At 44.1% G+C, this 13,241-nt stretch carries 15 protein-coding genes; 5 read left to right on the plus strand and 10 right to left on the minus strand.

Features of this window, described 5'->3' with window-relative positions:
* Window positions 1–89 precede the first annotated feature (89 nt).
* A complete protein-coding gene (locus AC0C66_RS04765) occupies window positions 90–818 on the plus strand; it encodes a YqjF family protein (RefSeq protein ID WP_072182026.1) in 729 nt (242 codons plus the stop codon).
* Between the two features lie 48 nt (window positions 819–866).
* On the opposite strand, the gene AC0C66_RS04770 is transcribed toward AC0C66_RS04765, so the two are convergent.
* From AC0C66_RS04770 to mce, 3 genes are read right to left on the minus strand one after another with little or no spacing between them, the layout of a single operon-like run.
* Window positions 867–1,982 carry a tripeptidase T gene (locus tag AC0C66_RS04770; protein ID WP_014114316.1) on the minus strand — a complete coding sequence of 372 codons (1,116 nt, stop codon included), beginning with the start codon at window positions 1,980–1,982 and terminating at the stop codon, window positions 867–869.
* Window positions 1,983–1,999: 17 nt separating this feature from the next.
* Window positions 2,000–3,523: an acyl-CoA carboxylase subunit beta gene (locus AC0C66_RS04775; RefSeq protein ID WP_461845674.1), complete on the minus strand. Its 1,524-nt coding sequence runs from the start codon at window positions 3,521–3,523 to the stop codon at window positions 2,000–2,002.
* Complete coding sequence (gene mce, locus AC0C66_RS04780; protein ID WP_014114318.1) at window positions 3,516–3,938, minus strand: methylmalonyl-CoA epimerase; 423 nt, start codon at window positions 3,936–3,938, stop codon at window positions 3,516–3,518. The genes AC0C66_RS04775 and mce overlap by 8 nt, the downstream gene beginning before the upstream one ends.
* 89 nt (window positions 3,939–4,027) lie before the next feature.
* On the opposite strand from mce, the gene prli42 reads away from it, so the two are divergent.
* Window positions 4,028–4,120 carry a stressosome-associated protein Prli42 gene (gene prli42 / locus AC0C66_RS04785; RefSeq protein ID WP_041520994.1) on the plus strand — a complete coding sequence of 31 codons (93 nt, stop codon included), beginning with the start codon at window positions 4,028–4,030 and terminating at the stop codon, window positions 4,118–4,120.
* 20 nt (window positions 4,121–4,140) lie between these two features.
* Here the strand turns inward: prli42 and AC0C66_RS04790 are convergent, their stop codons facing one another.
* The 6 genes from AC0C66_RS04790 to brxB form a co-directional block, all read right to left on the minus strand.
* Window positions 4,141–4,671: a L,D-transpeptidase gene (locus AC0C66_RS04790; RefSeq protein WP_014114319.1), complete on the minus strand. Its 531-nt coding sequence runs from the start codon at window positions 4,669–4,671 to the stop codon at window positions 4,141–4,143.
* A 51-nt stretch (window positions 4,672–4,722) separates the two neighbouring features.
* Complete coding sequence (locus AC0C66_RS04795; protein ID WP_003226485.1) at window positions 4,723–5,691, minus strand: aromatic acid exporter family protein; 969 nt, start codon at window positions 5,689–5,691, stop codon at window positions 4,723–4,725.
* A 73-nt stretch (window positions 5,692–5,764) separates the two neighbouring features.
* Window positions 5,765–6,487 (minus strand): arginine ABC transporter ATP-binding protein ArtR, encoded by a 723-nt coding sequence (gene artR / locus AC0C66_RS04800; RefSeq protein WP_014114320.1) that lies wholly within the window; start codon window positions 6,485–6,487, stop codon window positions 5,765–5,767.
* Window positions 6,480–7,139 carry an arginine ABC transporter permease ArtQ gene (gene artQ, locus AC0C66_RS04805; RefSeq protein ID WP_003226481.1) on the minus strand — a complete coding sequence of 220 codons (660 nt, stop codon included), beginning with the start codon at window positions 7,137–7,139 and terminating at the stop codon, window positions 6,480–6,482. The genes artR and artQ overlap by 8 nt, the downstream gene beginning before the upstream one ends.
* A gap of 80 nt (window positions 7,140–7,219) precedes the next feature.
* The gene (gene artP, locus AC0C66_RS04810; RefSeq protein ID WP_461845601.1) at window positions 7,220–7,987 is read right to left on the minus strand and encodes an arginine ABC transporter substrate-binding protein ArtP; all 768 of its coding nucleotides are present in this window, start codon (window positions 7,985–7,987) and stop codon (window positions 7,220–7,222) included.
* A 256-nt stretch (window positions 7,988–8,243) separates the two neighbouring features.
* Complete coding sequence (brxB, locus tag AC0C66_RS04815; protein ID WP_461845602.1) at window positions 8,244–8,681, minus strand: bacilliredoxin BrxB; 438 nt, start codon at window positions 8,679–8,681, stop codon at window positions 8,244–8,246.
* 159 nt (window positions 8,682–8,840) lie between these two features.
* Here brxB and AC0C66_RS04820 point away from each other — a divergent pair, with 159 nt between their 5' ends.
* The 3 genes from AC0C66_RS04820 to bmrR all read left to right on the plus strand — a co-directional run bounded on the left by AC0C66_RS04820 (window position 8,841) and on the right by bmrR (window position 11,885).
* On the plus strand, window positions 8,841–9,725 hold the full coding sequence (locus AC0C66_RS04820) for a YegS/Rv2252/BmrU family lipid kinase (protein ID WP_014114322.1): 885 nt from the start codon (window positions 8,841–8,843) through the stop codon (window positions 9,723–9,725).
* Window positions 9,726–9,806: 81 nt separating this feature from the next.
* Window positions 9,807–10,976, plus strand: a complete 1,170-nt coding sequence (gene bmr, locus AC0C66_RS04825; protein ID WP_014114323.1) for a multidrug efflux MFS transporter Bmr — start codon at window positions 9,807–9,809, stop codon at window positions 10,974–10,976.
* Window positions 10,977–11,048: 72 nt separating this feature from the next.
* Complete coding sequence (bmrR, locus tag AC0C66_RS04830) at window positions 11,049–11,885, plus strand: multidrug efflux transcriptional regulator BmrR (protein WP_461845603.1); 837 nt, start codon at window positions 11,049–11,051, stop codon at window positions 11,883–11,885.
* Window positions 11,886–11,945: 60 nt separating this feature from the next.
* Here the strand turns inward: bmrR and AC0C66_RS04835 are convergent, their stop codons facing one another.
* The gene (locus AC0C66_RS04835; protein ID WP_461845604.1) at window positions 11,946–13,232 is read right to left on the minus strand and encodes a dihydrolipoamide acetyltransferase family protein; all 1,287 of its coding nucleotides are present in this window, start codon (window positions 13,230–13,232) and stop codon (window positions 11,946–11,948) included.
* Window positions 13,233–13,241 lie beyond the last annotated feature (9 nt).

The raw sequence follows: 13,241 nt of genomic DNA on the forward strand, positions 1-13,241 counted from the left end.
AAATGGCCACCCTAAAAAAACAGCCGTATCCGTTTAAAATGAAGGAAATCGGGAATACCTTTACTCACATCCCTGAAAGGAGGATATACGTGACGGAACGCTTTCTGCAAAAAAATATTTCTGTGCCTGAAGGCATTTGGATCATGAGACAAACCTGGAATGATGTCTTATTTGCCCACTGGCCTGTTGATGTTTCTACCCTTCGCGCTTTGGTACCGCCGGTTTTAGAATTAGATACATATAACGGGCAAGCTTGGATCAGCATGCTTCCCTTTATGCTCACAAACCTGAGGGCGCGTTTTCTTCCTGCCATTCCCGGTGCACGTGCGTTTCCTGAGCTTAACCTCCGCACCTATGTCACTTATAAAGGTAAGCCCGGCATTTATTTTTTCAGCTTAGATGCTGATCATCAGCTGACGGTCCTGGGCGCTCGCACGTTCTTTCATTTGCCTTATTTTTACGCTAATATGAAAGCTGATAAAAACGGTGATGGCATTGACTATGTCAGCAAGCGGAGAGACGACAGAGAAGCAGCATTCCGCGCCGCTTACCGGCCCATTTCAGCTCCTTTTACAGCGGAAGAGGATTCGCTCGATTACTGGCTGACGGAACGATACAGACTCTACACCGTTTATCGCAACAAGCTCTATTATGAAGACATTCATCATCATCCTTGGCTGTTACAAAATGCCGAAGCCGAGTTTTCCGTCAATACGGTGGCTGATGCTCACAACATCGCATTACCAGAGTCAGACCCTTTGCTTCATTACGCTAAAAAACAGGACGTGTTATTTTGGCCGCTTAGGCAATGGCGCTAAATGCAAGAAAAAACCCGATGCGGGCAAGCGCACTCGGGTTTTCCTTTCTTATTTTCCTGCCTCTTCAATAATGGCAACAACCATTTCTGCCGTTTTAACAAGTTCTTCGATCGGCATTTTTTCATTCTTTGTATGAATTTGCTCGTAACCGACAGCAAGATTGACCGTCGGAATGCCATGACCTGCAATAACGTTCGCGTCGCTTCCACCGCCGCTTGTTTGCAGCTCGCTCGGACGTCCGATTTTAGCTGCCGCTTTTTTCGCGATTTCAACAACTTGGTCGCCGTCTTGATATTTGAAGCCTGGATACATGACTTCAATTTCGACTTCTGCGCGTCCGCCCATATCAGCAGCGGCTTCTTCAAAAGCAGCTTTCATTTTTTGAACCTGAGCTTCCATTTTCTCAGGAACTAAAGAGCGTGCTTCAGCAAGAATATGGACTTCGTCGCATACAATGTTTGTTTGTGTGCCGCCTTCAAACCGGCCGATGTTTGCTGTTGTTTCTTCATCGATTCGGCCCAATGGCATTTTCGAAATCGCTTTGCTAGCGATTGTAATGGCTGAAATGCCTTTTTCAGGTTCAACCCCGGCGTGTGCGGTTTTCCCGTAAATTGCCGCTCTTACCTTTGCTTGTGTCGGCGCGGCCACAATGATATTTCCGACTTTACCGTCTGAGTCAAGGGCATAGCCGTAGGATGCTGTGATCATAGAACGGTCAAGCGCCTTCGCTCCGATCAGTCCTGATTCCTCGCCTACTGTGATGATGAATTCAATCGTGCCATGTTCAATGTTTTCTTCTTTCAGCACTTTAATCGCTTCAAACATTGCAGCCAGTCCCGCTTTATCATCAGCGCCTAAAATCGTAGTGCCGTCTGTTTTAACATAACCATTCTCTACAACCGGTTTTACGCCGTTTCCGGGTACAACTGTGTCCATATGAGATGTAAAATAAATGGTATCTGTTTGTTTTGTTCCTTTTAATGTGCAAATCAGGTTTCCGGCTCCGTGGCCAGTGATATCCATTGTATCGTCTTCCTTTACATCCACACCTAAATCAGAAAATTTTTGTTTCAGCACTTTGCAGATTTCTGCTTCGTGTTTTGTTTCTGAGTCAATTTGGACAAGTTCTAAAAATTCTTCCAGCAGGCGTTTTTCATTCACCATTTGTAAGTCCCTCCATGTTAAAGCGGTATGTTACCGTGCTTTTTTTTCGGTCTCTCTTCTGTCTTATATGCAAGCATGTGAAAAGCTTGAATCAGTCTTTTCCTTGATTCTTCCGGCAAAATGATGTCATCGACCATTCCGCAGGCCGCTGCTTTATATGGCCCGGCGTTTTGCTTTTTGTATTCAGCTGTTTTTTCTCGTTTTGTCTTTTGCGGGTCGGCTGAAGCTTTTATTTCCTTTTCATACAAAATCGATACCGCGCCCTCTGAACCCATCACTGCGATTTCAGCATTTGGCCATGCCAACACAAGGTCCGCTCCGATTGCTTTGCTGTTCATAGCGACATAGGCGCCGCCATACGCTTTTCTGATTATGAGCGTAACTTTTGGGACGGTTGCTTCTGCATAGGCAAACAATAATTTTGCTCCGTGCCTGATAATTCCGTTATGCTCCTGCTGAACACCCGGCAGAAACCCCGGAACATCCTCGACAGTTAGCAGCGGTATATCAAATGCATCACAAAAACGGATAAACCTTGCTGCTTTATCAGCAGCGTCAATCGTCAGGCTGCCCGCCAGATGCTTCGGCTGGCTCGCAACGATGCCGATCGTTTTTTCACCCAGCCTTGCAAACCCAATGACAATGTTTTTCGCAAAAAACGGCTGAATCTCAAAAAAAGACTGCGGATCAGCCAGCTCCTTAATCACCGTCCGAACATCATACGGCTTTGTCGTGTCAGCGGGCACGAGACGGTTTAATAACGGCCTGGAAGCCTCTTTCTCTGGCTTCGTCGCTGCTGTCTGGCCATTCAGCGGCAAATAAGACAGCAGTTTTTTCACTCCTGTCAGAACCTCCTTCTCCGTATGTCCGGAAAAGTGGGCGTTTCCGCTGACGGCATTATGTATTCCCGCTCCGCCTAAGCTCTCCGCATCAACCTGTTCTCCTGTCACTTTTTCAATCACCTTTGGCCCGGTAATAAACATCCGGCCGGTCTGTTCAGCCATAAATATAAAATCTGTGAGTGCCGGAGAATATACAGCGCCTCCAGCGCACGGCCCTAAAATAACCGATATTTGCGGAATGACTCCGGAATATAAGACGTTTCGGTAAAATATGTGACCGTATCCATCTAATGATACCACACCCTCTTGAATTCTCGCACCACCTGAGTCATTCAGCCCGATAATCGGCGCCTTATTTTTTGCTGCCAGGTCCATCAGAGCACAGATTTTTTTGGCATGGGTTTCGCCAAGCGCCCCGCCGAATACAGTGAAGTCTTGCGCAAATACATATACAGAGCGGCCGTCAATTGTCCCGTACCCTGTCACGACCCCATCCCCTAAAATGCGCTGTTCTCTTGTTAACACTTGGCTTTCCATGAAAGAATGCAGCTCGATAAAGCTGTCCTGATCAAGAAGAAACGCGATCCTTTCCCGAGCGGTGAGCTTTCCCTTTTGCCGCTGCTGGGCCAGCTTTTCATGTCCTCCTCCTTGTTCTGCCTGCCCGCGTCTCGTGTATAAATGGTCAATATGCTCATTCATGTTCATTGGTTTGGTCTCCTTTCGGTTCGCAAAGCTCTACAAGAACGCCGTTTGTTTCCCGCGGAGAAAGAAATGCAATCTTTTTCCCGTTTGCTCCCTGTCTCGGATACCTGTCAATCAACTGAACTTTCCGGTCAGACAATGCTTGAAGCTTTTCAGATAGGCTGTTGCACAAAAACGCAATATGATGCAGCCCCTGCCCTTTCTTCTCCAAAAATAAACGGACGGGGCTGTCAGCTGTCAACGGCTCTATCAGCTCCAGCTTGACGCTTCCTGCTTGAAACAAAGCAACATTCACCTTTTGCTCTTCAACCGTTTCTTGATGAAGAAACGCTAGCCCCAATATATCCTCATAAAAGCTTCTCGCTTCTTCTATCGAAAAAACGGCTATTCCGATATGGTCAAGCCTGTTCATTTTTATCCCTGCTTTCCGCCAATAGATATCGCTTGTCCGTCCATTCAAAACACGCTAAAATATAGACAGATTGTCTAAGGAGTGAAATCATGTCTCAAAAATTGATGAAAAGCGTTTTGATTGTGATTTTGGGAGTTTTTATTCTTTCAAGTGTGCTCTCAGGAATCGTCATGTTTTTCTAACGATAAAAAAGCAGGCGGCTCTATTGAATGGGAACATCCTGCTTTTTTATCAGAGCTTTATGCTCGATAGCAATCTCCTCAAAAGAGCGGGTGTCGTCCGTAATCAGCACTCTCGTTCCCACTGGAATCGTTTGAAATAGATGAACGACCTCATCGTTATGCATACGTATACAGCCGTTAGACACAAATTTTCCTATTGAGTCTTCCCTGTTTGTCCCATGAATTCCGTAAATCCGCCCGTCTGTTCCTTTCGCGTCAAATCCGATCCATCTTGCCCCAAGCGGATTGTCAGGAGATCCCCCTTCAATATTTTTCCTTCTGTAGTAAGGATTCACCGCTTTAACCGTTACTGAAAACTCCCCTTCCGGCGTCAGATCGTCTGTTTTTCCGGTCGCCACGCTGTACACGCCTTCTACTTTATTGTCGAGGATGACAGCAAGTTCGTTTGTTCTCTTGTTGACAATGACATACGGATCGCCCGGCAGCGGGTTTTCGCCAAGCGGCCAAATCGGAGAAATCATCATAAAAATCGAACATAAGAAAAAACGCATAAGCTCCTCCTTTTTCATTAGGTTGACCAATGAAGGAAGAGCTCATGCGAATCATGCGAGTGATTTTTGCGCTTTTATTCCTTTAAAATAACTTTTGATTACTAAATATTGTTCCATTTCCCCGAGAAGATGGAAGAGAGCGGCTCTTGCTTCAAATTCCTCTCTTGTCGCCGGGAGCGGCATCTCCTCAAATTCTTTTCTCATATCAGCAAGTCTTTTCAGAAATTTGTACGCTGTATTTCCCGGGTGTATCGCTTCCCGCAAATCGTGAATAAATTCAGCGATCATTTTTCCCTGATCTACCGTAATAGAGATAGAAGTCACTTTAGGGAGAAGCCGTTCGATAATTTCAAATTGCTTTTCTCTCATTTTAAAATAATGATAATGCAGATTTTCGTAGCGCAGAATGTGGTTTTGCACATCTCGGTATGCCAGGTTTTTCGCCTCCGTGATGAGCTGGTGTGTTTCCGGAATTTCTTTTCCAGTCCAATCTTGCTCACCAGTTAACAAATACCGCTCTATTTCCGCGAAAATGACAGCAAAGTTATCCTCTATCTTTTTGCGATAGGCAATCAGCTTCCGGTCAAGGCTAGGCATATACAAGTTCATCAAAAGAGCGACACCGATACCAACCGTAATCAACTGAACTTCATTCCAAATAAAAGCAAGCGTAATGCCGCCGGACATGTATAAATGAAGGATAATAACTGAACTGGTGACAATTCCCTCGTTAATTTTTAAGAGGACGGTTATCGGAATGAATATCAAGAGAAGCGCTCCGATAACAAACGGGTGATAGCCAATCAGCTCGAAAAAAAGATAAGAAAAAAGAATTGCCAGACAGCATGCCGCAAAGCGGGCCCACGATGCCTGAAGCGACCGTTTTTGTGTAATTTGAATGCACAAAATGGTGATGATTCCTGCTGATGCGAAGTTTTGCAAGTGCAAAAGCTGGCTTATATAAATAGCCAAAGCTGTTCCAAGCGCGGTCTTTATTGTGCGGTAACCAATTTTAAACATGTCGGACTCCATTTCTATTTGTTTCTTCAATAAAAAAGAAGAAGCGATCAGCCTTCTTCTTTTTTTCTATATTCTATAATATTTTCTCTAAAAAGTCCTGCGCTCTTTTGGATTTTGGCGAAAGAAAAAATTCTTTCGGATTGCCGTCCTCGACAATCATTCCTTGATCCATAAATAACACGCGGTCAGCTACTTCTTTTGCGAAACCCATTTCATGCGTGACAATCACCATGGTCATACCGGTTTCGACCAGTTCTTTCATAACCTGGAGCACTTCTTTGACCATCTCCGGATCAAGTGCAGAGGTCGGTTCGTCAAACAGCATGATTTCCGGATTCATTGCAAGAGCCCGGGCGATGGCGACACGCTGTTTTTGTCCGCCAGACAAGCGGTTTGGATAGTCATTTCTCTTTTCAAACAAACCGACTTTGCGGAGCAGTTCTTCGGCTTTTTCCTGTGCAGCCTGTTTTGATTCTTTTTTGACATTGATAGGCGCGTACATGATATTTTCGAGAACCGTTTTGTGCGGAAAGAGATGAAAATGCTGAAAAACCATCCCGATGTTTTCCCGGACCTTTAATGTGTTGGTTTTCGCCTCCGTGATCACCTTGTCTTTGATTGTAATGGTTCCGCCATTAGGCTTTTCCAACAGGTTTAAACAGCGAAGGAACGTTGATTTGCCTGAGCCTGAAGGGCCGATTACGGCAACAACTTCACCTTCGGCGATTGTTGTTGAAATGTTTTTTAATACTTCGTGTTTCCCAAATGATTTTGACAGCTTTTCAATCTTAATCATTGGATTTCAGCTTCCTTTCTACAGCCTTGCCGATAAACGTTAAAATCAGGACAAGCACATAATAAATCAATCCGGCAATAATGAGCGGCTCAAGGTAATTATAAGTGGCGGCGCCAGATTGATAAGCGCGCCTCATGACATCACCAAGCCCGATGACGGTGACGATCGCCGATTCTTTTGTTAACGTAATTAATTCATTTACAATTGCAGGTGATATATTTTTGAAGGCCTGCGGCAACAGCAGATCCTTCATCATTTTGCCGTACGGGACACCAAGTGCGACAGCCGCCTCTTTCTGCCCTTTATCAATGGCGTTGATTCCGGCTCTGATAATTTCCGATACATAAGCGGCGGAATTCAATGACAATGCGACAACCGCAGCCCAAAACTGGTCAATTTGAAAGCCGAGCAACTGCGGAAGCCCGAAATAGACAATCATAAGCTGCAGCACTAAAGGCGTACCGCGGAACACTGATGTATAAAAATCAGCGATCCAGATCAGTGGGCGGAATGTGCTGATCTTGCATAAGCTTAGCACAATACCGAGTATAAGTCCGATAATGGCTGATACGATAACAATTTTCAAAGTAATTGCCAAGCCTTCTAATATAAAAGGAATTTGGGGGATCGTTGCTGAAAAATCCAAATTCATAGTCTTTGTCTCCTTTTCTTACAGGAAAAAAGATTTCCTATTCAATAAAAAGGCTCAACGAAAAAGTTGAGCCGCTTTTTTTACTTCTCGCCAGTGAACCATTTCTTCTTCAATTTCTCGAGCTCTCCGTTATCTTCCATTTCCTTGAGCGCTTTATTGAATTTGTCTGTCAGTTCACTGTCCTTTCTGAAAGCAATCGCTGAACCGGCTTCCTCCGCTTTCGCATCAGGAATCACGAAGCCTTGCAGGTCGTCATTTGATTTGAAATACCCCTCTGCTACCATGTCTTCGATAATCGCGGCATCAAAGCGGTCAGATTTGATTTCCTGCACTAAATCAGAAATTCTGTTGCGGTCTTGTGTTTTAAAACCATATTCTGGAGAAAGCTCTTTCCCCTTCTCTTCCTGAATAGAGCCAAGCTGAACGCCGACTGTTTTTCCTTTCAGGTCTTTCAGAGATGTAATGCCGCTGTCTTTTTTGCTGACAATCATATGATTCGCTGTGTAGTACACATCGGAAAAATCAACTTGTTTTTTACGCTCAGGCGTCGGTGTCATTCCTGACAGAACCAGATCCACCTGTTTTGATTTCAGCGCTGTAATTAAGCTGTTGAAGTCCATATCCTGCACTTCAATTTCGTAGCCAGTCTTCTTCGCCAGCGCTTTTGCCAACTCTACATCAAAGCCGACAATATTATCGCCTTCTTTATATTCAAACGGTTTGTAATCCGCCGAAGTACCCATAATTAATTTTTTCTTGCCGCCTTCTGAACCTGAATTGCTTGAGCCGCAAGCAGATAATGCAAAAATGATGCAGGCAGCTACAAGTAATAAGAGCCATTTTTTCATGATCCATTTCCCCCATATTCATTACTTTTCGTGTATTTGAATATTTATTCGTTAATTTGTATTTTAAACAGTTTCTTATTTTTATGCAATACTATTTTTAAAAATTATCTTCAAGCTTATTTTTCCAACGGTATTACTAGATAAAAATAGATTCATTGCATAATTGGATTGAATAATCTCTTAATATTTATTCATATCTCTTTGGGATTTTATGCATAAAAAAACCGGGGCCGCTTAGGCACCCGGGTTTTTCGTCTTATACTTCTTCACAATATTCTTCAAAAGCTTCTTGCAGCTTTGCCACTACTGCCATCGGCTCATGGCCTTCAATTTCATGGCGCTCTACCATTTTCATGATTTTTCCGTCTTTCAAAATCGCAAAGGACGGAGAAGATGGCGGATATCCTTCAAAATAGTCACGCGCTCGCGCTGTCGCTTCTTTATCCTGTCCGGCAAAGACGGTAACGAGCTGATCAGGTCTTTTATCATAGTGAACGGAATGGTATGCAGCCGGTCTTGCAATTCCTCCGGCGCATCCGCAAACAGAGTTTACCATGACTAACGTCGTTCCTTTTTTCGTAAGCGCCTCATCCACCTCTTCAGCGGTTTTCAGCTCAGTGTATCCGGCAGCGGTAATTTCTTGTCTCGCTTGGCGGACAATATCATTCATAAATAAATTAAAGTCGATGTTCAATGAAGACCTCTCCTTTTTCATCATCTGTTCTTATGATAGCAAGGAAACGCCCATATCGGCAAATAACATTGCTTGACCGTACACTTTTTTGGTCTCCGTTTACAGCTTACAGAAAAAGGGGATTATATAACCAGATGTAAAATAAAGGAGCAGTTTTGTATGAGCCACCGGAAAGCGTTACTGATTCATAACGGAAATGCCGGCAACAAAAATATAGAAAAAGCGTTAGGGGCTGTGGTACCGGTATTATCACAAGCTTTAGATGAGGTGATCATTAGACAGACAAAGAAAAAAGACGATGCGTATTATTTTTGCCAATCCATTGATGATTCTGTCGACACCGTCTTTATTCTCGGCGGCGACGGTACAGTCCATCAATGCATTAATGGCATCAGCGCTTTAGAAAGAAAGCCTGCGGTCGGGATTTTGCCCGGCGGAACATGCAATGACTTTTCAAGAGTGCTGGGCATCCCTCAAAATCTCGCAAAGGCGGCGGAAGCACTTGTGTCAGGAAAAAAAACAAGCGTAGACGTATGTCAGATGAACGAGCGTTATTTTTTAAATTTCTGGGGGATCGGTCTGATTACAGAAACGTCGAATCAAATCAACGAAACCTCAAAAGCATTATTGGGAAAAATCAGCTATTTTACAAGTGCACTCCGAACAGTCTCATCTGCCGGATCGTTTCCGATGACATTAAAAATTGATGGAAAAGAAATTAAAGAAGAAGCCGTTATGCTGCTAGTTATGAACGGACAATACATTGGAACGAACCGAATTCCCCTGCCGGATGCCAGTATAGATGACGGCTTACTCGATATCCTCATTTGCCGCGGCACCAATCTCTCCGCATTGCGGGAGCTGATGAGCATGGAACAGGGAACAATTGATCGTTTTACCGGAGAGCTGTCCTATATCCAGGCCTCTCGTATCGAAATTGAAACAGACACTGTCAAAAAGGCTGATACAGATGGAGAAGTCTATACTCATACGCCCGCGGTAATTCAAGTCCTGCCGCGGCACATTGATATGCTAGTCCCGTAAAGATTTTGTAAATCCGTTGACTCTCCTCTAAGAGGAGGCATTAGAGTATAAGGGATACACTTTCGAAAAAGGGGAAGTTACATGGAGAAACAAAATATCACCTTAACAATATTATTAACCAATTTATTTATTGCGTTTTTGGGGATCGGACTTGTGATTCCGGTAACACCTACCATTATGAATGAGTTGCATTTATCGGGTACCGCGGTCGGCTATATGGTTGCCTGCTTCGCTGTTACACAGCTCATTATTTCACCAATAGGCGGACGATGGGTTGACCGCTTCGGACGTAAAATTATGATCGTGATCGGCCTGTTGTTCTTTAGTGTTTCGGAGTTTTTATTCGGCATCGGAAAAACAGTTGAGGTTTTATTTATCTCCCGTATGCTTGGCGGTGTCAGCGCTGCCTTTATTATGCCTGGGGTCACGGCTTTTATCGCGGACATCACGACCATTAAAACGCGGCCGAAAGCGCTAGGTTATATGTCAGCCGCTATTTCAACAGGCTTTATTATCGGTCCTGGCATCGGGGGGTTTTTAGCGGAAATCTATTCCCGTTTGCCTTTTTTCTTTGCGGCAGCCTTTGCCTTACTGGCAGCCATTTTATCAATGCTCACGCTGCGCGAGCCGGAACGAAATCCTGAAAATCAGGACATAAAAGGGCAGAAGACAGGCTTCAAACGAATTTTTGCACCCATGTATTTCATTGCTTTTCTCATTATCCTGATTTCGTCTTTTGGTTTAGCGTCATTTGAATCTTTATTTGCGTTATTCGTTGACCATAAATTCGGATTTACGGCCAGCGACATTGCTATTATGATTACAGGAGGAGCGATTGTTGGCGCCATTACGCAAGTCGTCTTATTCGACCGCTTTACAAGGTGGTTTGGCGAAATCCATTTAATTCGGTATAGCTTAATTCTCTCGACGAGCCTGGTATTCTTAATGACATTCGTGAATTCTTATGTTGCGATTCTGCTAGTTACAGTCACCGTATTTGTCGGATTTGATCTCATGCGGCCTGCGGTAACGACTTATCTGTCAAAGATTGCGGGAAATGAACAGGGGTTCGCCGGCGGTATGAATTCAATGTTTACAAGTATCGGCAATGTATTCGGGCCTATTATCGGCGGAATGCTGTTCGATATTGATGTAAACTACCCATTCTACTTTGCAACGGCAGCTTTAGCCATAGGCATTGCGCTGACCATTGCTTGGAAAGCGCCTGCACATCTCAAAGCCAGCACATAATAAAAAGCGCATTCTTTGTGTACTGCAAAGTATGCGCTTTTTCATTATACTGATCATAGAAGGAGTGGTGGCATGAAAGAATCGTATTACTCAATTGGAGAAGTTTCAAAACTGGCAAACGTGTCGATTAAAGCGCTCCGTTATTACGATAGAATTGATTTATTTAAACCCGCCTACGTCGACCCGGATACCAACTACCGCTATTATACAGATTCTCAGCTCATTCATCTGGATTTGATCAAATCATTGAAATATATCGGCACACCTTTAGAAGAGATGAAAAAGGCACAGGACTTAGAAATGGGAGAACTATTTGCTTTTTATACAGAGCAAGAGAAGCAAATCAGGGAGAAATTGGACTTTTTATCAGCATTGGAAGAAACCATTTCACTGGTGAAAAAACGGATGAAACGGCAGATGGAATACCCTGCGCTCGGCGAGGTGTTTGTTTTAGATGAAGAAGAAACACGCATCATTCAGACAGAGGCAGAGGGAATCGGGCCTGAAAACGTGCTCAACGCCTCCTACAGCAAATTAAAAAATTTTATCGAATCAGCAGATGGATTTACGAACAATAGCTACGGTGCCACTTTTTCATTTCAGCCGTACACCAGCATTGATGAAATGACTTACCGTCATATCTTTACGCCTGTATTGACGAATAAACAAATTTCTGCCATTACGCCGGATATGGAAATCATAACGATTCCTAAGGGCAGATATGTTTGTATCGCGTATAATTTTTCACCTGAGCATTATTTTCTCAACTTACAGAAGCTTATCAAGTATATCGCAGACCACCAATTAACAGTTGCCAGTGATGTTTACGAGTTAATTATACCGATTCATTACTCACCCAAAAAACAAGAAGAATATCGGGTCGAAATGAAAATCCGAATCGCTGAATAATGCTGCATAGAAAAAGAGCATTTTTTGAAGTTATGTTTCAAAAAATGCTCTTTTTGCTTATTAGTAAACAGATGTTTTCTCGTCAATCGATTCTAAAATTTGTTTCACGCGTCCGAGGAATCGTCCGCACACAAGGCCGTCAAGCACTCTGTGATCCAAGGACAGGCACAGATTGACCATATCTCTGACAGCAATCATGCCATGATCCATGACAACCGGGCGTTTGACAATGGATTCCACTTGAAGAATCGCAGCCTGAGGGTAGTTGATGATGCCCATCGACTGAACAGATCCGAACGAACCCGTGTTGTTGACGGTAAACGTTCCCCCCTGCATATCATCTGCTGAGAGTTTTCCATCTCTTACTTTTTTGGCAAGATCATTAATTTCTCTCGCAATGCCTTTAATTGTTTTTTCATCAGCGTTTTTAATCACCGGAACAAATAAAGAATCCTCTGTCGCAACTGCGATTGAAATATTGATATCCTTTTTCTGAATGATTTTATCGCCCGCCCACATGCTATTCATTTGCGGGAATTCTTTTAACGCCTGAGCGACCGCTTTGACGAAAAAGGCGAAAAAGGTTAAATTAAAGCCTTCTGTTTTCTTGAAGGAATCTTTTATGCTGTTGCGGTATGCGACCATGTTTGTGACGTCGACTTCCATCATCGTCCAAGCATGTGGAATTTCTGTTTTGCTTCGTTTCATATTGGAAGCAATTGTTTTTCTTACGCCTGTGACAGGGATTTCTTTATCCCCGGCTGTAGACGCAGGATATGAAATCTCTTCCTTCTTCGGCTCTGGTTTTGGTGAAGCCGCAGGCGCAGGAGCTGCTGTTTTCGGCTCCTCAGGTCGTTCTTTCACGCCGCCTGTTTCAATGATGCGCTGAATATCTTTTCGCGTAATGCGGCCGCCGGCACCTGTGCCTGTCACTTGATCAAGATCAATGCCGTGCTCTCCGGCCAAACGAAGTACAGCTGGCGAGTAGCGCTTTTTATTGGGCTGACTGGCTTCTTCGGCGCGGTTTTCTGAGGCAGGTGCAGGTGTCTCAGCTGCTGCTGCTGACGCCTCCGGCTGCTCTTGTTTTTGTTCAGCCGGATTGGCGCCTTCTGTTTCGATTTTGCAAATGATTTCCCCGACTTGCAGGGTCTGGCCTTCTTCACCCACAAGCTCTGTTATCGTACCTGTAAAAGAAGACGGAACCTCTGCATTCACCTTATCTGTCATGACTTCCGCGATCGGATCGTATTTGTTCACTTTATCACCGGGGGCGACAAGCCATTTGCTGATCGTCCCCTCTGTCACGCTTTCTCCAAGCTGCGGCATCGTCATTTGTTCAATTGCCATGATTGTATC

The sequence above is a fragment of the Bacillus sp. VA13 genome, from assembly GCF_055710085.1.